This window comes from Caulobacter sp. CCH9-E1 (assembly GCF_001556515.1).
Classification (GTDB): Bacteria; Pseudomonadota; Alphaproteobacteria; order Caulobacterales; family Caulobacteraceae; genus Caulobacter.
Map to the genome: position 1 here is coordinate 18,047 of NZ_LSJA01000297.1, position 22,153 is coordinate 40,199.

Annotated in this window: 19 protein-coding genes; 10 read left to right on the plus strand and 9 right to left on the minus strand. The window is 66.3% G+C overall.

The genetic code is table 11. From position 1 onward, the window contains the following. Positions 1-49: 49 nt before the first annotated feature. Positions 50-349 carry a helix-turn-helix transcriptional regulator gene (locus tag AX690_RS16570; RefSeq protein WP_066680458.1) on the minus strand — a complete coding sequence of 100 codons (300 nt, stop codon included), beginning with the start codon at positions 347-349 and terminating at the stop codon, positions 50-52. A gap of 259 nt (positions 350-608) precedes the next feature. Between AX690_RS16570 and AX690_RS16575 the strand changes: the two genes are divergently transcribed. The 9 genes from AX690_RS16575 (at position 609) to AX690_RS16615 (ending at position 13,368) form a co-directional block, all read left to right on the plus strand. Then, on the plus strand, positions 609-866 hold the full coding sequence (locus tag AX690_RS16575) for a hypothetical protein (RefSeq protein WP_066730491.1): 258 nt from the start codon (positions 609-611) through the stop codon (positions 864-866). Between the two features lie 250 nt (positions 867-1,116). Then, positions 1,117-4,281: a hemolysin-type calcium-binding region gene (locus AX690_RS24305; protein ID WP_156449710.1), complete on the plus strand. Its 3,165-nt coding sequence runs from the start codon at positions 1,117-1,119 to the stop codon at positions 4,279-4,281. 241 nt (positions 4,282-4,522) lie between these two features. After that, positions 4,523-6,250 carry a type I secretion system permease/ATPase gene (locus AX690_RS16585; protein ID WP_066680477.1) on the plus strand — a complete coding sequence of 576 codons (1,728 nt, stop codon included), beginning with the start codon at positions 4,523-4,525 and terminating at the stop codon, positions 6,248-6,250. Positions 6,251-6,321: 71 nt separating this feature from the next. Then, a complete protein-coding gene (locus AX690_RS16590) occupies positions 6,322-7,629 on the plus strand; it encodes an HlyD family type I secretion periplasmic adaptor subunit (RefSeq protein WP_066680450.1) in 1,308 nt (435 codons plus the stop codon). A 225-nt stretch (positions 7,630-7,854) separates the two neighbouring features. Next, a complete protein-coding gene (locus AX690_RS16595; protein WP_066680449.1) occupies positions 7,855-8,487 on the plus strand; it encodes a NeuD/PglB/VioB family sugar acetyltransferase in 633 nt (210 codons plus the stop codon). Then, positions 8,484-9,611, plus strand: a complete 1,128-nt coding sequence (locus tag AX690_RS16600) for a DegT/DnrJ/EryC1/StrS aminotransferase family protein (RefSeq protein WP_066680447.1) — start codon at positions 8,484-8,486, stop codon at positions 9,609-9,611. The genes AX690_RS16595 and AX690_RS16600 overlap by 4 nt, the downstream gene beginning before the upstream one ends. Positions 9,612-9,614: 3 nt before the next feature. Continuing rightward, positions 9,615-10,652: a glycosyltransferase family 4 protein gene (locus AX690_RS16605; RefSeq protein WP_066680446.1), complete on the plus strand. Its 1,038-nt coding sequence runs from the start codon at positions 9,615-9,617 to the stop codon at positions 10,650-10,652. A gap of 10 nt (positions 10,653-10,662) precedes the next feature. Further along, a complete protein-coding gene (locus tag AX690_RS16610; protein WP_066680445.1) occupies positions 10,663-11,700 on the plus strand; it encodes a glycosyltransferase family 4 protein in 1,038 nt (345 codons plus the stop codon). 57 nt (positions 11,701-11,757) lie between these two features. Then, positions 11,758-13,368, plus strand: a complete 1,611-nt coding sequence (locus AX690_RS16615) for a TolC family outer membrane protein (RefSeq protein WP_066680444.1) — start codon at positions 11,758-11,760, stop codon at positions 13,366-13,368. 16 nt (positions 13,369-13,384) lie between these two features. On the opposite strand, the gene AX690_RS16620 is transcribed toward AX690_RS16615, so the two are convergent. Continuing rightward, on the minus strand, positions 13,385-14,674 hold the full coding sequence (locus tag AX690_RS16620) for a glycosyltransferase (protein ID WP_066680443.1): 1,290 nt from the start codon (positions 14,672-14,674) through the stop codon (positions 13,385-13,387). Positions 14,675-14,838: 164 nt separating this feature from the next. On the opposite strand from AX690_RS16620, the gene AX690_RS16625 reads away from it, so the two are divergent. After that, positions 14,839-16,374 carry a class I SAM-dependent methyltransferase gene (locus tag AX690_RS16625; RefSeq protein WP_066680442.1) on the plus strand — a complete coding sequence of 512 codons (1,536 nt, stop codon included), beginning with the start codon at positions 14,839-14,841 and terminating at the stop codon, positions 16,372-16,374. Positions 16,375-17,005: 631 nt separating this feature from the next. Here AX690_RS16625 and AX690_RS16630 read toward each other — a convergent pair. The 7 genes from AX690_RS16630 to AX690_RS16655 all read right to left on the minus strand — a co-directional run. Next, a complete protein-coding gene (locus AX690_RS16630; protein WP_066680440.1) occupies positions 17,006-17,758 on the minus strand; it encodes a DUF599 domain-containing protein in 753 nt (250 codons plus the stop codon). 56 nt (positions 17,759-17,814) lie between these two features. Continuing rightward, complete coding sequence (locus AX690_RS16635; RefSeq protein WP_066680476.1) at positions 17,815-19,254, minus strand: MFS transporter; 1,440 nt, start codon at positions 19,252-19,254, stop codon at positions 17,815-17,817. A gap of 60 nt (positions 19,255-19,314) precedes the next feature. Beyond that, positions 19,315-19,470, minus strand: coding sequence for a DUF3309 family protein (locus AX690_RS22435; protein WP_013080337.1), 156 nt, complete (start codon positions 19,468-19,470; stop codon positions 19,315-19,317). Positions 19,471-19,564: 94 nt separating this feature from the next. Next, positions 19,565-19,957 (minus strand): DUF983 domain-containing protein, encoded by a 393-nt coding sequence (locus AX690_RS16640; protein WP_066680438.1) that lies wholly within the window; start codon positions 19,955-19,957, stop codon positions 19,565-19,567. 285 nt (positions 19,958-20,242) lie between these two features. Next, positions 20,243-20,380 carry an entericidin A/B family lipoprotein gene (locus tag AX690_RS16645; protein WP_066680434.1) on the minus strand — a complete coding sequence of 46 codons (138 nt, stop codon included), beginning with the start codon at positions 20,378-20,380 and terminating at the stop codon, positions 20,243-20,245. Between the two features lie 91 nt (positions 20,381-20,471). After that, entirely contained in the window at positions 20,472-21,056 is a 585-nt protein-coding gene (locus AX690_RS16650; RefSeq protein WP_066680428.1) for a beta/gamma crystallin-related protein, read from the minus strand. Positions 21,057-21,144: 88 nt separating this feature from the next. After that, positions 21,145-22,153 (minus strand): L,D-transpeptidase (locus AX690_RS16655; RefSeq protein WP_066730493.1); only part of this gene is annotated, 1,009 nt, incomplete at its 5' end.

Genomic DNA, 22,153 nt, shown 5'->3' on the forward strand with positions numbered 1-22,153 from the left:
CACGCCAGAAGAGTCACCGGCTCCCCGCCGGCAGGTCAAGCTAGACGATCTACTCTTCGTTGAACAGGATATCGTAGGTAATAGGATCGTAGAACCGCATCAGTTCCCGCACGAACGTCCTTTCCGGAACGTTAAGCGCGCGCGCCCAGTCGCGGTAGCGATCCGGCGGAATGCGGCCGCGTCCGGTCTCCAGCTGGGAAATGAACGTATAATAGTCGGCCCCGACCTTGGCCGCGAGCTGGCGTTGCGACAGGCCGGCGGCCTCCCGCGCTTCCTTCAGCCATCGGCCGCCTTCGCGACGGAGGTCTTGAACCTCCGGGGCGCTGCGACGTTGAGGGTTGCCATACATTATAGACTCTCAAGCCTCCGTCCGCGGGCGGAGAGCGCTGTCGCTCGCCTCCAAGGACGCCAAATTCCTTGTCCATATAGCGCTTCCGTGGCTCAGGTACAAGGAACGCGACATATGAAAATGCTGTACCGGTTAGAAAAATGCTGTACCGCGTGATTTCGGCTATTGTCGACGTATGACGTTTGCTCTATAGCCATCGCTGCTCCCATGCGCGCCGTTCGGTCGCAGGGGGTGTGGGATTTTTTGGGAGACAAGCCAGATGGCTTATACGATGGAACAGCTGACGACGTTCTTCACGAACGCCAACGCTGGTACGGTGCCGACCGGCGCGCAGGTGCTTGCCCTGCAAGCGATCTATACCGAAGCTAACGCTCCGGGCGGCACGAATGAAGTCGCTCTGGCCAAGGTGATCAACCTGGCTTCGGACTACACCACGGGCGTCAGCGTCCAGGCCTATCAGTTCTTCCTCGGCTACGCGCCGAGCGAAGCCGGTCTCGCCTCGCTGAACGCCTCCTAACGTCGGCGCGGGCTCGCAAGCGAGCCTCAACGGTGAAAACCGCTTCATCGCCCAGTCGATCTCGCTGGCGCTGCAGAACCCGACCGCCAAGGCGAACTTCTCCGCTTCGTACGGCTCGCTGTCGATCGAGGCCGCCACTCGCGCCGCCTACGACATCATCATCGGTAACGCCGCCGCCAAGGCCGCGGGCGTCAACATCGACGCCGCCATCAAGTTCTTCACCGATCAGACCGCTTACTTCACGGCCTTCGTGAAGCAAGTGCTGCCGAACGCCACGGCTGACGAGCAAGCGCTCGCGGTCAAGGCCGCCATCATCGGCGAAATCATGTACCAAGGCCAGAAGTACAACGATGGCGCCGGTCTGGGCGCTTACGCTGCGGCTTCGACCAACCTGATCAAGGACCTGGCTGACGACGGTCACCTGACCGCGAACAACGCCGCTGGCGTGCCGCTGTTCGCTAACTACGGTTCGGGTGGCGCTGGTTCGGCCTTTGTCCTGACCACGGGCGTCGACACGATCCCGGGAACGGGTGGCGATGATACGATCACCGCCCTGATCGACGGCACCACCGGCGCTGTCGCCACCACCCTGACGGGGCTCGACACCATCAACGGCGGCGCGGGCAATGACACCGTCAACCTGAACGTCCTGAACGGCGCCGGCGCTGCTGGCACCGCCGTGGCGGGCATCCCGACCGTGTCGGTGTCGAGCGTTGAAACCGCCAATGTTCGCTCGCAGGTTGGCTTCACTGGTGATTTCTCGAGCTGGACCGGTCTCACCTCGCTGAACTTCACTCAGGGTACGGCTGTGGCCCTTACGGCCGCTGGCACCACCAATGTCGCCGTTTCGGGCGCGACTGGCGCCATCGGCGTCGATGGCGGTCTGAACATCACCGTCACCGACAACACTGCTGGGCAGAACATCGGCGTCGGCGCTACTACCGTGGCGAAGGGCTCTGTGACGGTCACGGATACTAACCAGACGACGGGCAACATCGCTGTCGACGGCGGCACCACCGTCTCGGTCACGGCCGCGAAGAACAGCGGCGGTACGATCACCGTTGGCAACGGCGGCGCCGCCACCGATCTGCCGACCGGCGCGATCACCGTCTCGAGCACCGGCGCTGCTTACGTGGCTGCTGGTTCGCCGACCCTCGGCGACATCACGGTGAAGGGCGGCACGACCGTCACGGTCACTCAAGTCGCTTCGTCGGACCTGAGCGCTCAGGCTAAGGACGGCGCTGCTGGCACGATCACTCAAGGTGACGTGGCCATCACGGGCGGCGACGCCACCACGGAAGTGACCGTCAACCAGACGGCCGCTGTCACGGGTCAGAACTACATCGCCGCCGCCGGTTCGAAGGAAACGCAGACCGTGACCTTCACGGCTCTGGCCGCGAACGGCACGGCCACGGTGAACGGCCTGACCTTCACGGCCGCCAAGGCCCTGACGGCCGCCGAAGTCGCCGCCGCCTTCGCCAACCTGACGAACGGCGCGACCACCGGTCCGGCTTCGGTCACGAACGGCACCTACACCGGCGCGTTCAACACGCTCGGCTTCACGACCGGCGCTGTGACGACCTCGGGCGGCGTTAGCACCGTCACGCTGACGGGCGCTGCGAACGGCAACCTGGCGCTGGCGGCTTTCGCCGGTGGCGCTACCGTGACCGCTGGCACCGACGGTGTCGCCACGACGGCTGGCCAAGCTGGTATCGCTACGATCGTTGGCGGCGATGTCGACGTGAACGGCGCCATCACCGGCGCTGACGTCCTCGCCAAGGTCACGCTCAATGGCTACGGCGCTGGTTCGTCCGTCACCTCGGACGCTCTGACGGCCCTGAACCTGGCTAACAGCGACTCGGACGTCTCGGTGACCAACACCGCCGCGACGACCCTGGCCCTGGGCCTCGACAACGTTGGCGCCAACGCTGCGGCGACTGTCGGCCTCGGCGCTACCTACACCACCCTGAACATCACGGCGACCTCGGCCTCGGCGGCGAACATCACCGCTGGCGGCGTGACCGCTCTGACGGTTGGTGGCTCGGCTGTCGCCAACCTGACTGGTTCGACGCTCGGCGCTCTGAAGACGCTGACGACCACCGGTTCGGCTGGCGTGACGCTGAATACGGCTGCCGCCACCCTGACTTCGGTGGACACCACGGCTTCGACCGGCAAGAGCACCGTGTCGATCGACGGCACCAAGGCGACCTACACCGGCGGCGCTGGCGTGGATGTTGTGACCCTGACGACCGTTGCTCCGACGAAGGCGATCTCGCTCGGCGGCGGTGACGACACCCTGAACCTGGCCGCTGGCACCACGTCCAGCACCGGTGTTCTGGATGGCGGCGCCGGCACCGACATTCTGGGTATGGCCGCTGCTGACGCCGCGACCGCTTCCCTGGCCGCGACCTTCGCTACGAAGTTCACCGGCTTCGAAAAGCTGAGCCTCGGTTCGGCTGCTGCGGCTCAGTCGATCGACCTGTCGAACTTGAACAACATCAACTACGTGATCAGCGCCGGCACCGCCGCGGGCATCACGGAGACGCTGACCAAGTTCGTCAACGGCGGCACGCTGGAAGTGACCGGTGGTACGGCCACGAGCGTCATCGACGTTCAACTGGCCGACGCTACGGGTACCACTGACAGCCTGAACGTCGTGACCAAGGCGAGCGCTGCTCTGAACGTCGGCTCCATCAAGGCCGCCGGCGTCGAGACCATCAGCCTGACGGCGACCGACTCGGCTGCGTCCACGATCGACACGCACACCGTTTCGATCGACGACTCGGCCCTGAAGGCCCTGACCATCGGCGGCAACGCCAAGGTCGCGCTGACCTACAACAGCACCGCCCTGACCTCGGTGGACGCTTCGGCGAACACCGGCGGCGTGACGATCTCGACCCTGGCCGGCGCGGCTGCCAAGGCCACCATCACCGGTGGTTCGGGCGCCGACACCCTGACGGCTAACCACGCCAGCGACACCCTGATCGGTGGCGCCGGTGATGATAGCCTGACGGTGAACGCCAACCTGGTCACCCTGACGGGCGGCGCTGGCGCTGACACGTTCAACGTCTCCTTCGCTGTCTCGAACTCGAGCGGTTATGCGACCATCACCGACGCTTCGGCGACGGATACCCTGGTGTTCGCGAACACTGCTTCGGCCGAGACCTTCACCTCGGCGAAGATCGTTCTGGGCGACACGGCCGTCTTCCAAGACTACGCCAACGAAGCCATCCAAACGACGAACGAAGGCGCCATCACCTGGTTCCAGTTCGGTGGTAACACCTATATCGTCGAAAACATGGCTGACGGTTCGTCCTTCACGAACGGCACCGACATCATCGTGAAGCTGGCTGGCAACATCGACCTGTCGACCGCTTCGTTCAACGCTTCGAGCCAGACGCTGGTCCTGCACTAAACCTCTCAGGAGGGGGCTGGTTCTTCGGAGCCAGCTTCGACTATCGACCCCCGCGCGGTCCGCCGCGCGGGGGTTTTTTATGGGGCAGGGCGCCGGCAGTTACGCTTGGCGCGCTCGGCGCCGTGATCTAGAGCAGCTCTAGGCACACCTTTCCGCCACAATTTCGTGGTCGAGACGCGACCTAAGTTGTTACTGTAGTTCAGCCGCGTCATGCGTCGCGGCGTCCTGAAGGCTAGAGATGCTGTTCAATCGCACCGGCGAGAAGCCGACCATCCTGGACCAAGCCGTCCTGGTCATGAAGCCGGCGGTGATCACCGCCATGGTCTTCAGCTTCTTCATCAACATCCTGGCCCTGGTTAGCCCGCTGTACATGCTGCAGGTCTATGACCGCGTCCTGTCCAGCCGCAGCGTCTCCACCCTGGTGGTGCTGACCGTGCTGTGCATCTTCCTGTTCCTGATCTACGGGTTGCTCGAAGCCTTGCGCACCCAGGTTCTGGTCCGCGGCGGCTTGAAGTTCGACGGCGTGGCGCGCGACCCGATCTTCCGATCGGTGCTCGATTCGACGCTGACGCGACGCGGTCCCGGGGGGCAGGCGTTCCGCGACATGGACCAGGTGCGCGAGTTCGCGACCGGCGGCCTGATCGCCTTCTGCGACGCGCCCTGGACGCCGGTGTTCATCATCGTCTCCTGGATGCTGCACCCCTATTTCGGGATCCTGGCGATCATCAGCTCCTTCGTGATCTTCGGCCTGGCGGTGCTGAACGACCGGGCGACCAAGAACCCGCTGCAGATGGCGACCATGGCCTCGATCGCCGCCCAGAACGACGCCGGCTCGACCCTGCGCAACGCCGAGGTCATGAAGGCCATGGGCATGTGGGGCGGCCTGCAGGAGCGTTGGCGCGGACGCCGCGACGAGCAGATCGCCTGGCAGGCGGCCGCCAGCGATTCCGGCGGCGCGGTGATGTCGGGCATCAAGGTGTTCCGCCAGATCGTCCAGACCCTGATCCTGGGCGGCGGCGCCTATCTGGCCATCGAGGGCAAGATCTCGCCCGGCGCGATGATCGCCGGCTCCATCCTGGTGGGCCGCGCCCTGGCGCCGATCGAAGGCGCGGTGGGCCAGTGGAAGGGCTTCCTCGGCGCCCGCAGCGCCTGGGACCGCCTGCAGGAGATGCTCCGCCAGGAGAAGGACACCTCCGACCACATGCCGCTGCCCGAGCCGCGCGGCGTGCTGTCGGCCGAGGCCGCCTCGATCCTCCCGCCCGGCGCCCAGCAGCCGACCATGCGCCAGGCCAGCTTCCGCATCGACGCCGGCACGGCCGTGGCGCTGGTCGGGCCCAGCGCGGCGGGCAAGTCCTCGCTGCTGCGCGGCATCGTCGGGGTGTGGCCCTGCGCGGCCGGGGTGATCCGTCTCGACGGCTACGACATCAAGCAGTGGGACCCCGAGAAGCTGGGCCGCCACATCGGCTACCTGCCGCAGGACATCGAGTTGTTCTCCGGGACCGTGGCCCAGAACATCGCCCGTTTCACCGAGTTCGAGGCTCAGGAAGTCATCGACGCGGCCACGCTGGCCGGCGTTCACGAGATGATCCAGGCCCTGCCGATGGGCTACGACACGCCGATCGGGGAGGGCGGCGCCTCGCTCTCCGGCGGCCAGCGCCAGCGTCTGGCCCTGGCCCGCTCGGTGTTCCGCTTGCCCGCCCTGGTGGCGCTGGACGAGCCGAACGCCAGCCTCGACCAGGTCGGCGAAGTGGCGCTGATGGAGGCCATGAACCGGCTGAAGGCCGCCAAGCGCACGGTGGTGTTCGCGACGCACAAGGTGAACCTGCTGGCCCAGGCCGACTACATCATGGTGATCAATCAGGGAGTCATCGCCGACTTCGGCGAACGCGACGTGATGCTGGCCAAGCTGACGGGCGCCGCCCCGCAGCCTCAGCCGCCGAAACCCGCGCCGATCCAGAGCGCGCACTGACGCCGCGCTCCCTCGGCTCTCAATACTGTTCTCACGGCCGCCGCCAGGCGCGCCCATCAGGCTGAAACCGCATGAAGCCCCCGAAGCTGCAACGTCCGACGGACAACTATAAAACCGTGGCCCGGGTGGGCTACGCGATCATTGGCGTGATGCTGCTGGGTTTGGTCGTGGCGGCCTTCATGCCGATCGCCGCCTCGGTGATCGCCAACGGCGTGGTGTCGGCCGAGGGCAATCGCAAGACGGTCCAGCACCTGGAAGGCGGCATGCTGCGCAAGATCCTGGTGCGCGAGGGCCAGAGGGTGAAGGCGGGCGAGGTGCTGTTCGAGCTCGACCCCACCCAGGCCAACGCCGCCGCGGGGATCACCAAGAACCAGTACGTTGCGCTGAAAGCCCTTGAAGCCCGCCTGCTGGCCGAGCGCGACCAGCGCTCGTCGATCAGCTTCCCGGCCGAACTGCTAAGCCAACGCTCCGATCCCATGGTCGCGCGCGCCATCGCCGACGAGGAGCTTCAGTTCCAGGAACGGCGCCAGACGATTCAGGGCCAAATCGACCTGATGAACGGCCAGCGCGAGCAGTATCAGAGCGAGATCGAAGGCATCGACCGCCAGACGCAGGGCCTTAAGGACCAGTTGGGCTTCATTCAGGACGAACTCAACGATCTGCGGAAAATCTACGACAAGGGCCTGGTGCCGCGGCCGCGCCTCCTGGCGCTGGAGCGCGAGCAGGCTTCGCTGTCGGGCTCGATCGGCCGTCTGACCGCCGACCGCGCCAAGGCGGTCCAGGGCATCTCCGACACCCAGCTGAAGGTCCGCCAGATCAAGCAGGAGTTCTTTGAGCAGGTCAGCCAGAACATCACCGAGACCCGGGTGAAGCTGGCCGAAGTGACCGAGAAGGAAGTCGTGGCCTCCGACGCCCTGCGGCGCGTCAAGATCGTCTCGCCGGTCAATGGCGTGGCGCAGAACCTGCGCTTCTTCACCGAGGGCGCCGTTGTTCGCCCCGCCGAGCCGCTGGTCGATATCGCGCCGGACGACGAGGCTTTCGTCGTTCAGGCCCACTTCCAGCCGACCGACGTGGACAATGTCTATCCGGGCATGGTCACCGAGGTGCGTCTGCCGGCCTTCCACTCGCGCGAGATTCCGATCCTGAACGGCAAGATCGAATCCATTTCTCGCGACCGTCTGTCCGACCCGGAAGGCAAGACCTCGTACTTCCTCGGCATCGTGACCGTGGACATCAAGCAGCTGCCCAAGCCGCTGCGCGCCAAGGTCTCGGCGGGCATGCCGGCCCAGGTCATCGTGCCGACGCGGAACCGCACCGTGCTCGACTACCTGATCTCGCCGCTGCGCGACACGCTGCGCACCACCATGCGCGAGGAGTAGGGGCGGGGATTTCAATCGGCTGAATTCCCAAGCTTTTCGGCAAGGCGGCGTCTTGAGCGCAATTCTCGACGGCGCCGCTTTCCAACCGCCTCCAATGGTGTAGTCAGACACTTTCGTACTTACTGGAGTCGGCGCAGCCCGCATGGCCAAGACGGCATCGATCACCGGCCTCATCGGTCGCCTCTCCAGGGGGCGGGTGGCGGGCGCGCGAGGCGTCGGGTCCTGATGGCCGCGGGTGTCGTCATCATCGGCGGCGGCGGCCACGCCAAGGTGGTCATCGAAAGCCTCCGGGCGGCGGGCGAAACCGTCTCGGCGATCGTCGACGCCGATCCGACCCCGCGCGAGGTGTTGGGCGTTCCGGTGGTGGGCGATGATCTCGCCCTTCAAGGCCTCCGCGCCCAGGGTTTCTCCAGGCTTTTCGTGGCCGTTGGAGACAATCGCTTGCGGCAGACGCTGGGGCGCAAGGCGCGCGAGCTGGGCTTTGGCTTGGTCAATGCGATCCACCCCTCGGCGGTGATTTCAGCCAGCGCGCGGCTGGGCGAAGGCGTGGCCGCGATGGCCGGCGCCGTCGTGAACGCCGAGAGCCAAGTCGGCGACTTGGCCATCATCAACACCGGCGCGGTCGTGGACCATGACTGTCGCCTCGGCGTCGCTTGCCATGTCGCGCCGGCTTCAGCGCTGGCCGGCGGCGTCAATGTCGGCGATCGAGCGTTCCTGGGCGTGGGCGTGCGCGTTATCCCCGGCGTCACGATCGGCGCTGACACGGTCGTGGGCGCCGGCGGCGTCGTTGTCCGGGATCTTCCGGACGCGGTGCTGGCGATCGGCGCGCCCGCCAAGATCAAAGGAGACCGGTCATGACCAGCCCGGCCAACAGCTTGCCCCGCATCTCCGTCGCCGCGCCGCGCCTTGACGGCCGTGAGCGCGAATATGTTCTGGAGTGCATGGACACGACGTGGATTTCGTCGGTCGGCCGCTTCATCTCGGAGTTCGAGAAGGGCTTCGCGGCCTATTGCGGGGTCAAGCACGCGATCGCCTGCAACAACGGCACGACCGCCTTGCACCTGGCCCTGGTGGCGTTGGGCATTGGGCCCGGTGACGAGGTCATCGTCCCCAGCCTGACCTATATCGCCTCGGTCAACGCCGTGACCTATTGCGGCGCGACGCCCGTGCTGATCGACAACGATCCGCGAACCTTCAATCTGGACCCGGCCAAGCTGGAAGCCCTGGTCACGCCCCGCACCAAGGCGATCATGCCCGTGCACCTGTACGGCCAGATCTGCGACATGGAGCCGATCCTGGAGGTCGCTCGAAAGCACGGTCTGAAGGTCGTCGAGGACGCCGCCGAGGCCGTCGGCGCGACCTACCATGGCAAGATGTCGGGTTCGCTGGGCGACTGCGCGACGTTCAGCTTCTTCGGCAACAAGATCATCACCACCGGCGAGGGCGGGATGATCACCACGGACGATGATGAGCTGGCCGCCCGCATGCGGCTGCTGCGCGGGCAGGGCATGGACCTTTCGCGCCGCTACTGGTTCCCGGTCGTCGGCTTCAACTACCGCATGACCAACATCGAGGCCGCGATCGGTCTGGCCCAGCTCGAGCGTGTCGACGAGCACCTCGCGGCTCGCCAACAGGTCGTGGCCTGGTACGACGAAAAGCTCTCGCGCCTGGGCAACCGGGTCATCAAGCCCTATGTCGCGCCGACCGGCCGCCACGTGTTCTGGATGTACACCGTGCGCCTGGGCGAGGGGCTGTCGACCTCACGCGATCAGGTGATCAAGGATCTGGACGCTTTGGGCATTGAAAGCCGTCCGGTGTTCTACCCCATGCACGTGATGCCGCCTTACGCGCATCTCGCCACGGACGACCTGAAGCAGGCCGAGGCGTGCGGCGCCGACGGCCTGAACCTGCCCACGCATGCCGGCCTCACCGAAGCCGACATCGACCGCGTCGTCGCGGCCCTCGACCAGGTGCTGGTCTAGTCGATGCGCATTGTCCTCCTGTCCTCGATCGTGCCGTTCATCAACGGCGGCGCGCGCTTCATCGTCGAGTGGCTGGAGGAAAAGCTGATCGAAGCGGGGCACCAGGTCGAGCGCTTCTACCTGCCGTTCACCGACGACCCGAACGAGATCCTGCACCAGATCGCCGCCTGGCGGCTGATGGACCTGACGCAGTGGTGCGATCGGGTGATCTGCTTCCGGCCGCCGGCCTATGTGGTGGATCATCCGAACAAGGTGCTGTGGTTCATCCACCATATCCGGACGTTCTATGACCTGTGGGACACCCCCTATCGCGGCATGCCGGACGATGCGGAGCATCGCGCCATCCGCGACAACCTGCGGGCCCTCGACACCCGCGCCATCGCCGAGAGCCGCGCGGTGTTCACCAATTCTAAGGTCGTGGCCGACCGCCTGAAGGCGTTCAACGGCCTCGACGCCACGCCGCTCTATCCGCCGATCTACCAGCCCGAACGCTTCACGCACGAGGGCTATGGCGACGAGATCGTCGCGATCTCGCGCCTGGAGCCGCACAAGCGCCAGGCCCTGATGATCGAGGCCATGCAGTACGTGAAGACGCCGGTGAAGCTGCGTCTGGCCGGCACGGCGTCCAGTCCCGAATACGGCCGTCAGCTGATCAAGATGACCCACGACCTGGGCCTCCAGGATCGCGTCATCCTCGAGGATCGCTGGATCAGCGAGGATGAGAAGGCGCAGATGCTGAAGACGGCTCTGGCCGTCGCCTATCTGCCCAAGGACGAGGACAGCTATGGCTACCCGTCGCTGGAAGGCGCCCACGCCCGCAAGGCCATCGTGACCACCACCGATTCCGGCGGAGTCCTCGAGCTGGTGGAGCACGGCCGCAACGGCCTGATCAGCGAGCCGGATCCGCGCGATCTGGCCCAGCAGTTCGATCGCCTGCACGCCGACCGTCAGGCGGTCGCGGCGATGGGGCAGGCCTCGATGGACCGCCTGACCGAAATGAAGATCGACTGGGGCACGGTCGTGGAGCGTCTGACCTCATGAGGAAGCCCGCATGAAGGTTCTGGTCGTCAACAACGCCGCGCCGTTCCAGCGTGGCGGCGCGGAAGAGCTGGCCGACCATCTGGTCCGCCGCCTGAACGCCACGCCCGGCGTCCAGTCCGAACTGGTGCGCGTGCCGTTCACCTGGGAGCCCGCCGAGCGTCTGATCGAGGAGATGCTGATCGCGCGAGGGCTGCGCCTGCCCAATGTCGATCGGGTCATCGGCCTGAAGTTCCCCGCCTATCTGATCCCGCACCACGACAAGGTGCTGTGGCTGCTGCACCAGTTCCGCCAGGCGTACGACCTCTCGGAAGCCGGCCAGAGCCACCTGGATTTCGACGAGACGGGCCGATCGGTGAAGGCGGCGATCCGAGCGGCGGACAACGCCTGTTTCGCCGACTGCCGCAGGATCTACTGCAACTCTCCGGTCACTCAGAACCGGCTGATGAAGTTCAACGGCGTTGCGTCGGAAGTGCTGTATCCGCCGCTGAACGACGGCGAGCTGTTCACCGGCGGCGACTATGGCGATTACGTCTTCGCCGGCGGCCGTGTGGCCGCGGGCAAGCGCCAGCACCTGCTGATCGAGGCCCTGGCCCTGCTGCCGAACGGTCCGCGCCTGATCATCGCCGGACCGCCGGAAAACGAGGCCTATGCCGATCGCCTGCGCCGTCTGGTCGAGGATCTGGGCCTGAAGGATCGGGTTGATCTGCGCTTTGGTTTCCATCCGCGCGAGGACATCGCCCGCTGGGCCAACAACGCCCTGGCCTGCGCCTATCTGCCGTTCGATGAGGACAGCGTCGGCTACGTGACCATGGAGGCCTTCGCGGCCGGCAAGCCGGTCCTGACGGTGACAGACTCCGGCGGCTTGCTGGAGATCGTCAGCGAGGACACTGGCGCGGTCGCTGACCCCACGCCAGCGGCCTTGGCCGAGGCGCTGGATCGCCTAACATCCGACAGGGGGCGCGCCCTCTCGCGGGGCGAGACCGCGCGCGACCTCTGGCGCAACAAGAATGTCACATGGGAGGCGACAGTGCGTCGTCTTCTTGATTAAGCCACAAATATTGGCTTGAACCGCCGCATTCCGGCGGGGGCCTTGAAAGTCTGGAAAATGCGAGTGCTGTCGAAAGTCCTGTCCGTTCGAACCTCGGTGATCGCCGTGGCTGTCGCCATGGCCGTGGCCGGCGGCGCCGAACGCGCTCATGCCGAGACCTTGGCTGACGCAATCACCGCCGCCTACCAGAGCAATCCCAATATCCAGGCTCAGCGCGCCGCGATGCGCGCCTTGGACGAGAACTACACTCAGGCTCGCGCCGCCTACGGTCTGCAGGCCAACGCCCAGGTGTCTGAAGCTTATGGCTACGCCCGGGGGCCGCAGACCGACGTAAGAAACGGTCTCGCGATCGAAAGGCGGACCCAGGAAGCGACCGCCCAATCGAACGAGCTTTCGGTTAGTCAGGCGCTCTACACCAATGGCCGATACGCCGCGCGACTGGCGGGGGTCGAGGCTCAGATCAAGGCGTCGCGCGAAAACCTTCGCCGGATCGAGATGGACCTGCTGGTGCGTGTCACCAACGCCTATGTCTCGGTGCGCCGTGATCGCGAGGTGCTTCGGATCGCCCAAGGCGGCGAGGCCTTCCTTCGCAAGCAACTGCAGGACACCGAGGACCGCTATAGCGTTCGCCAGATCACCCTGACCGACGTTCAGCAGGCCAAGGCGCGCCTGGCCGCCGCCTCCACGCAGGTGGCCAACGCCGCGGCGCAGCTGAATGTCACGCTCGCGAGCTACGCAGCTCTGGTCGGACATTTGCCGGATAACCTGGAGCCCGAGCCGGACATCGACGGCCTGCCCGCCACTCTGGACGAGGCGTTCAACCAAGCTGAAGAGTCGAACCCGTCCCTGAATGCGGCGCTCTTCACCGAAAGGGCCTCCCGTCTCGGCGTTGCCGAAGCAAGGGCCCAGCGTCTGTTCTCGGTCAGCGCCCGCGCCGACTATCGGAATGCGCCGTACCTGCCCTACAACGGCAAGGAGTCGAACCGCTCCAACACGGTCAACGCTTCAATCACCCTGACCCAGCCGCTGTTCAGCGGCGGCCAGTTGAATTCTCGGGTCCGCCAGTCGATCGAAGAGAATAATCGGGACAAGCTGCTGATCGACGACGCGCGCCGCAACATGGTGTTGAGCGTCTCGCAGTATTGGGACCAGCTGGTCGCCGCCCGGAAGTCGCTGGTCAGCCAGGAAGAGGAAATGAAGGCGAACACGATCGCCTTCTACGGCGTCCGCGAGGAAGAGCGCTTCGCCCTACGCAGCACGATCGAGGTTCTGAACGCGCAGGCCGAACTTCAAAACGCCCAGCTCGCCTTCATTCGCGGCCGGGCCAACGAGTATGTCGGGCGCGTCCAGTTGCTGGCCCAGGTGGGCACGTTGGAGGTGGGCGATCTGGCGCCGGGCGTGGCGTCTTACGATCCGAGCCGCAACTTCAAGAAGGTGCGTTACAAGGGCGTGTTGCCGACGGACCTGATCGTCCAGACCATGGACAAGATCGCGCTGCCGCTGGAGCCGAAGAAGCCCAAGGCCGGCGACACGACGCCGCTCCGGCCGCCGTCTTCCGAATTGCCGGCCAAGCCGGTCGCCGCGGACAAGGTCGCGCCGCCGCCGTCGATCAACGAGCTGCCGGCTCTGAGCGACAGCGACGCGCCGGTGGCCACCGCGCCGAAGTGATCTCGCGCGACGTGATCTAGCGCACGGGCAGCAGGCGGCGAAGGGCGTCCAGCCAGGCCGCGCGATCGAACGACACATGGCCGTTGCGGGACGTCGCGGCGGCAAGTTCCGCGCGCCATGTGTCGTCGTTGATCATCCGCGCCAGCTTGCGCGCCGCGTCGTCCTCGTCGGCCGCCGCCCAGCGTCCGGTCTGGTAGATCGCGCCGTCGCCTTCCACCGGGATCAGGGCGTAATCGACCAACTGGCTGGAGGCGGGATCCATGAACTCGACGTTCGAGGACCAGCCCGTCGCCAGGGTGGGTTTGCCCAGCCAGATCGCCTCGGCCAGCAGCAGGCCGTAGCCCTCGGAGCGATGCAGGGACAGGATGATGTCGCTGCTAGCCGTCAGCAGGGCCATGTCCTCGGCCGACAAGCTTTCCCGCATGAGCCGGATGGTCGGGTCTGCGGCGACGTCGGCGGCGAGGGCCGCGTAGGTGTCCGGATAGAGGTCCGCCCCGACCACCTTGCAGACGAGCAGCGTCGGGCGAGAAGTCTGGCGCCGGGCCGCCTGGAACGCGCGGAGCGCCGCGTACGGGTTCTTGCGCTGGGCGGTCGAGCGCAGGTCGAAGGCCATCAGCACCACCACCGCGTCGGCCGGAAGGTCAAAGCGGGCGCGGTCGGCGGCGGGCCGGGGATTGAGATAGAGCGGATAGGGCAGGGGCGTGACCTTGACCCTCGGCGGCGCGATCTTGCGCAGCGCATCGGCGGCGAAGGCCGAGGGGGTCCAGACTTCGTCCACGAGATCGAAGGCGGGCGCCCAGGCGGCGGGAGCGTCCTCCAGCTCCCACGCCCAGTAGCCGATGTGCCGCCGTCCTCCGAGAAGCAGGCCTTCCGTCTCGCGCGCCCAGCGCAGGAGCTCGGGCGGATTGATGTGCGAGATCACGACCCCGCGCTCTTTCGCGCCCGGCGGCGGATAGGCGGCCTCGAAGTCGACGGGCATGCCGACGAAGCTCGACAGGTCCACCGCTCGGACGGGAAGGCCGGCGTCGGCGAAGCCTCGCGCCAGCATTCGGGCGCCCTCTCCCAGGCCGTGGACGGCGCCGTGGAAGCCCACGACGGTGACGGGAAGGCTAGGGCGGCGGTTACGGCGACGCGTCCGGCGCAGGGTTCTGGCCTCCGCCGCGCGAAGGGCTTGGGACTTGGCGAACTCATCGAGCCGCTGGCGCGCGCCCGACAGCATCGCCCCTGGCGCGGCCTTTGCCAGATGGGCGGCCCGGCGGATCGGCGTGGGGAGGGTCCGCCAAAGAGACAGGAGCGGTGAGGTCATCAGATCTTGGCCGGGGCGGTTTTGCGGAAGGACAAGCAGCTATAGCGATTTGCCTCGCGCCGGGGCCACGCCAAAAAGCGTGCAACTGACATGCGCGAACTTGTCAGTCACAACCATTCGTGTCGCTATCGCAAAAGGGGGGACTAAACAGGCGGGGAGAGCGCGTGTCGACCGAATGGACCGCAGGGTACGTCACCGACGTCAATTACACCTATGGCTACTACGCCGAACTGAACCCGCTTCGCTGCCGCCTGCCTTTGATGTTGGCCGGCCGACATGCGCCCCGGATCGAGAACGCCTGTGAGCTAGGTTTCGGTCAGGGGCTTTCGGTATCCATCCACGCCGCGGCCCAGCCGAACATTGACTGGTATGGCACGGACTTTAACCCGTCCCACGCGGGCTTCGCATCCGAGATGACCCGCCTCTCCGGCGCGGAAGCCAAGCTCTATGACGAGGCCTTCGCCGAGTTCTGCCATCGGGGCGATCTGCCCGATTTCGACTTCATCGGCCTGCACGGGATCTGGACCTGGGTCTCCGACGTCAATCGATCCGTGCTCGTCGACTTCGTTCGCCGGAAGCTGCGCCCCGGCGGCGTTCTCTACATCTCGTACAACACCCTGCCAGGATGGTCGGCGTCCGCGCCAATCCGCCACCTGATGAAGCGTCATGCCGATGTGATGGGCGCGCCGGGGCAAGGAATCGTGGGGCAGACCGACGCCGCCCTGAACTTCATCGACCAGTTCCTGGCGCTCGAACCGCTTTATTCAAAGGCCAATCCGGGCGCGGTGGAGCGTCTCAAACAGGTAAAGTCCCAGGACCGCCGATACCTCGCGCACGAGTACATGAACCGTGACTGGCATCCGATGTACTTCGCCGACATGGAGCGTTGGCTCGGCGACGCCAAGGTCGCGTTCGCCAGCTCGGCCCATCCCACCGACAATCTGAATGAATTGAACGTGACCGCGCAGCAGGCGGAGTTCCTCGGCGGCGTCACCGACCCCTCTTTGCGGGAAACGGTCAGGGACTACTGCGTCAATCAGCAGTTCCGACGCGATTACTGGATTCGCGGTGTCCGCGCCCTGACGGGCCACGAGCAAGCCGCGGCGCTTCGCGAAGAGCGCGTGATCCTCTCAGTGGCGAAGGAAGATCTTCCAAGAAAGGTCCGGGGCGTGTTGGGGGAGGCTGCTCTGATCGACGCCATCTACCAGCCGATCTACGAAGCGCTTCTCGATTACGAACCTCGCACCATCGGGGACATCGAGGCCAGCGTCGCGACCAAGAACGTCACCTTTGCGCAACTCGCGTCGGCCCTGACGGTGCTTCTCGGAGCCAATGTCATCAATCAGGTCGCGTCGGGGCAGGATCTCACCAAGGCCAAAGCGCGAGCGCTGGCTCTGAACAAGATCATCGCCCACAGGTCGCAGTCGGCGCCGGATATCGCCCATCTGGCCTCGCCCGTTATCGGCGGCGGGATCGCTGCGAACCGCTTCCAGCAGATCTTCTGGTTGGCCAAGCAGAATGGCGGCAAGACGCCGGACGATTGGGCGGCGCACGCCTGGTCGGTGTTGCGGTCGCAAGGCCAGGCGATCATCAAGGACGGAGCCACGCTGAAGGGCGACGATAATCTGGCCGAGTTGAAACGGCAGGCCGAGGAGTGGGGCTCTAAAATGCTGCCGGTTTGGACCGCGCTTGGCGTCTGAAGCTCGCGCGGTTTGCGCGCTTGACGATAGCGCGGGGGCGACGGGAACGAGCGCTCGGAGGCGAGATGTCCCGCCCCGTCTGGCTCCGCTCAATAGTGACCCAAATTTCGGATGTTTAGCGGCGGCTATCCGATCGTCAAAAATGGAGTTCGATCGAAGTTCTGGCTTGCATAGGTAAATTCCGCGGGGAGATAGAATATCGGCACATGGTTTAATCGGTGAGATGCTTTTCAGAGATCACGGACCCTCGAAGATCTTCCGTGGGTCTTGGCTCCCGAGGCGCTGTTAACGTCGATATTTTGACGGCGACGACAAGAATCAGACGTCGCCGGCGCGATAGCGGAAGTTGCAACGCGAAATCAGGCTAAAATGTCGGAATCTCGCCGCTGAGTGGTTGCGAAGCGACACCAGTTAAGATATGAAGAGGGTGTCTACCCACAAGACTTCCCATCAGCCCCGCCGGAGACCGAGTCGCCGGCGGGGCTTGTTGTATGTGGCGTCCTGTTGGGTGTCGAACGCCGCGTTGAGCGGGGTGTTCTCAAGGCCGAGTTAGAGCGGCGAGCCGCTCTATCATCAAACATTGAGAGTCTCTTTGAACGCCTTCGACGACTCCGTCCAAGGCTGAAGGGCTCTAGGCGCGGTCCTTCGGCGGCGGCCGCTTCTTCAGCTTGGCGAGATGGGGGCCGTGCACGACCGGCTGGCGCTCCAGGATCTCGCGAACCTTGTGAACCGCGATCGAGGCGCGGCTGCGGCGCTGGCGCCAGAGCAGCAGCGTCATGGCGCCCAGGGTCGCGGTCATGAAGGGCAGGGGGCCGAGCAGCCAGCAAGCCGCGGCGAGGGCGAAATAGTAGGCGCGGACGCCGGCGTTGAAGGCCGACAGGGCGGGATTGAGAATGCCCCCGGCCGCCTCGGCGTATTCCTCCAAGACGTGGGGCGGGGCCCACATCGGCGCGGCGCCGATCGCGGCCAGGCAGTAGTTCATCTGACGGATCGACCAGATGAAGTCCAGGAGGCCGCGCGCCAGGGCGATCAGCACCAAACCGAGCTTGATCTGGAACATCATCGGCGTGGTCTTGGCCAGCACCGCCAGGCCCTCGACGCTTTTCCAGGCGCTGTCGCCGCCGAACAGCACCCCGGCCGCCGCGGCGATCAGGATCAGGTTCGACGAGGCGAAGAAGCTGGCCGAATTGATCGCGTGGCCCAGCAACTGGCCGTCCAGCAGCGCGACCTCGCGCACGGCCATCTCCTGCATCCACCGGCGGCGGATCACGGTCATGTCGGTGTTGATCACGCCGCCGGCCTCGCCCAGGCGGCGGAGCATGGGCTCGTACAGCAGCCAGCAGAGCGTGAAGACGGTGAGGACGATGATGTCGAGCAACGGCATGGCGGCAATCTAGACGGGCGCGGAGAGTCGGAAAACGGGGGGCGGCGTTACCGTTATCAATCTTCGTGGATAAGGCTGTGGCGGCTGGTGTCCTTCAGGATGATCGAACAGATCAGGCCCAGGGTCATGACCCCCGCGACATAGACGTAGAACGTGCTTTCCATACCCTCGTGCTTGAAGGCCAGGGCGACCATCTCGGCCGTGCCGCCGAACAGCACATTGGCCAGGGCGTAGGGCAGGGCGACGCCCAGCGCCCGCACGTGGGCGGGGAACAGCTCGGCCTTCACCACCGCGCTGATCGAGGTGTAGCAAGACTGGATCGCCACGCCGGCCAGGATCAGGGCCAGGGCGCCCGTCACCGTGGTCGCCTGGGAGATGCCGGTCATGATCGGCCAGATCGTCAGGGCGCCGCCGCCGAAGGCCGCGATCAGCATTGGCTTGCGCCCCACCTTGTCCGACAGCCATCCGGCCAGGGGCTGGGCCAGCAGGAAGCCGATCAGGCTGATGGCGCTGATCTCGGAGGCCTGCCCCTTGGAGAAGCCCGCCGTGTTGACCAGGAACTTCTGCATGTAGGTCGTGTAGACGTAGAAGGTCAGCGAGCCGCCCGCCGTCAATCCCATGATCAGCAGGCTCTCGCGCGGATGTAGCCGCACCAGCGGCACGATCAGCGAGACGAAGAACAACACCAGGAACACCGCGCCCAGCACCTGGCCGGGGCGCGCCAGCGGACCAGTGGTGACGCCCACCACGCCGGCGATCACGGTCAGGGCCAGCAGCGCGCCGGCGACGCCGACCTGGCGCCGCGACAGGCTCTCGCGAGGGCTCGCGCTCTTGAAGGCGATGCTCTCGTCCAGGCCGCGCCGGATCCAGAAGACGACGACGGCCAGCAGGGCGCCGATCACGAACGGAACCCGCCAGCCCCAGGCCTTCAGCGCATCCTCCGGCAACAGTCGCTGCAGCATGATCAGGACGCCCAGGGCCAGCAGCTGGCCGGCGATCAAGGTCACATAGTGGAAGCTGGACCAGAAGCCGCGCCGCGCCTTGCCGGCCATCTCGCTCATATAGGTGGCGCTGGCGCCGTACTCGCCGCCGACCGACAGGCCTTGCAGCACGCGGGCGAACAGCAGGATCGCTGGCGCCCATAGGCCGATCGCGGCATAGCCCGGCGTGACGGCGATGATCAGCGCGCCGGCGCACATCAGGGCCACCGAGGCGGACAGCGCCGCGCGGCGACCCGAATGATCGGCATAGAGGCCCATCATCCAGGCGCCGATGGGCCGGGCGACGAAACCCAAGAAGAAGACCGCCGCCGCCTGGAGCAGCTGAACGGTCTGGTCGCCCTTCGGGAAGAAGGCGGGCGCGAAATAGAGGGTGAAGGCGGCGTAGGCGAACCAGTCGTACCACTCGACGAGGTTGCCGGCCGATCCGCCGAGAATGGCCCGGGCTCGGGCGGCCGGCGAAAGTCGCGCCGCGGGCGCGTCGGCGTTCGCCGTCATGGTCATCTCCCCCTCTGCTTGAGGGGGAGATTAGGCGAACGCTGGTCTAGGGCAAGGCTGCTAGATTCTGCCCATCAGGACCAGGATGATGATGATCACCAGGATCAGGCCCAGGCCGCCCGACGGGAAGTAGCCCCACGAACGGCTGTGGCCCCAGGTGGGCAGCGCGCCGATCAGGGCCAGGATCAGGATGATGATGAGGATCGTGCCGAGCATGGTCCGTGGTTTCCCTCCGCTCCCGCGTCCGCCACCACGGCGACGCTGGAAGCACGTGTTGGGAATACGCGACGGCGCGGGTCGGTTCCGGAGATCAGCTTGGCGTGTCTTCGGCCTTGCGCAGGCGGATGGCCCAGAGGGCGCCGATGACGACGCCTTTCACCCGCGGCAGCAGCAGCAGGGTCAGGGCGGCCAGGGGGATCAGGGTCAGCGGCGCGACCAGCGCCGGCGGCGCTTCCCAGATCCACGGGAAGAACAGCAGCGGCGCCACGAACAGGTGGCCGACCAGCAGGATCGTGAAATAGGCGGGGCCGTCGTCGGCCGGATAACAGCCCAGCTCATGCCCGCAGGCTTCGCACTCGGGATCGACCTTCAGATAGCGCATGTAGAGGCGACCGTCGCCGCAGTTCGGGCAACGATGGAGGAGGCCGCGCTTGAGGCCGGTGAGCAGCGAAGGAGCGGTGGTGGTCTCGGACATGGCGTCCATATGCGCTTCCTGGCCTGGCAAGAAAAGGGCGACGCGGGGTCGCACGGCGACGATATGTCCCGGCCTTGACGAAGTATTCCGCGCATCTTTGCCGCGAAAACGTCAGAAAGTCCCGGTCTAGAAGAACGCGGGTAGGCGAATTTTGGGGGCGAGGTTAACGGGAGGAATATTCGCGTCGTTTATTTCCGCCGATGATCTCGGCTGTTGTATTCCTCGTCACGAAGATTCCGCGATCCGGCCTCGCGAGGCAAGGCTTGGAGCCTGAGCGTCGCGAGGCCATTTGGATCAGTTCTTGGCGTCCTTCGCGGTGTTGCTGACAGCCCGGCCGGCGGCGGAAATGTCGCGCCCGGCGCCTTCGATCGTGTTGCAGGCCGAGACCAGCAGGGCGGCCGCGGCGGCGGCCAGGACAACGATCTTACGCATGGTTCAACTCCACTGTTCTCGAGGGCGCGGGACCTTAACCGTGGGCCGCGCCGGCCATCAAGGGGGCGCGACCCAGGGTCGTGGTCGACGCCTATCGGACGCGCCGGATCGAGCTGATCCGGTCGTTCCAGTCGCGCGGCAGGACGCCCTGGTCGCGGTCGATCACGGTGCAGCGGCCCCGGTAATAGGCGTCCTCGCAGACTTCCCACGCCCCGCGCAGGATCTTGATCGACGAGGTCTTGTCGTTGAAGGCGGCCTGATCGAGGTCGGGCATGTCGCCGCGCACCTCGTAGACGCGACCGTCGTAGCCGGCGTGTTCGAACAGCACCGCGTCGGCGCGCCAGCCGCCGGGCGGGCGGCCAGGACCAGGGCCGGGGAAGGGACCGGGGCCCACGAAGCCCGCGCACTGCAGTCGCCCGTCGCGGTTCTCCAGGCCCTGGCCGCCGCAGTCACGCGCGCGGACGCTGCTCCATTCCCAGCCGCCGCGATTGGTCTGGCAGCGCGCCCACACGCGGCCGTCGAAGGCGGTGATCTCGCGGCACGAGCGCGTGTAGGACCCGCGCGGCGGCTCGTCGTAGCGGCCGTCCCAGCCGGGCGCCTGGGCGCTGGCGGCGCCGCTCCAGCCGGCGATCAGGGCGGCGGCGGAAAGGGCGGTCAGGCTGAGCGTCTTGGACATCTTGGTTCCCCCAAGCTGAAGCGGCTTGTCGGACACAATAGGCCGCCCGCCGGCTGAACGCAGCCTGAACGCTGAAGCTTCCAGCCGTTTAGGCGGGGCGCGCCTCCGTCCCCATGAAGGTCACCTTCGCGCCCTTGGTCACTGCGGACCCCAGCTCGGCCGCGTCCCAGTTGGTCAGGCGCACGCAGCCGTGCGAGGCGCGCTTGTTGACCAGCTTGGGGTCCGGCGTGCCGTGGATGCCGTAGGTGTCCTTGGTCAGGTCGATCCAGGTCGAGCCCACGGGATTGTTAGGTCCCGCCTTGATGGTCAGCTTGGCCTTGGGCTTGCCGAAGGTGAGCCGCGACGGGTCGTAGGTGTAGGTCGGGCGCGGCGCCAGGGTCCGCACGGCCCATTCCCCGGAGGGGGCGGGACGTTCGGTGCTGCCCACCGTGGCCGGATAGACCGCCAGTTGCGCGCCGCCCTCGTCGAAGGCGCGCACCTGGCCCAGGGTCTTGTCGATCTCGATCCGGGCGACCTTGGCCGGCAGGGTGTCGGCGCCTGCCGCGGTGACGACGATCGCGGCGCCGGCCTGGTTGAAATCGGCGGCGGGGTTGAGCTCGCGCAGCAGGGCCTCGTCCATGTGGAAGCGCTCGGCCAGCATCTCGACGACGTCGTGGTAGTTCATGGCCGGCTGCTGAGCCATCGCCTCGTAGTCCTCCTTGGGGAGCTGGGGCGTGAACGGGCCGGCGACGTCGGCCTGGGTGATCGTGTAGTCGACCAGCACGGGGCCGTTGTCGGCCGCGACCAGGGCGTCCAGCAGCGCCTGGCTGACCTCGCCGTCGACGCTCATGTCGTGCGCCTTCTGGAAGGCTTGGATCGCCAGCTTCAGGTTGCCGCCGTCGCGGCCGTCGATCACGCCGGGCGAGAAGTGGGCGCGATCGAGCAGGGTCTGGACCCGGATCAGGACGTCGCGCCGGGCTTGCGGATTGGTGGCGGCGGGATCGAAGGCGGCGGCGTTGATCGCTTGTCCCATCGGCGAGGCGGCGGCCGAGGCGGGCGGGGCGGCGACCGCGGGAGCGGGCGCCTTCTGGACGGTGTTGGCGGGGGCGGGCTTGGCC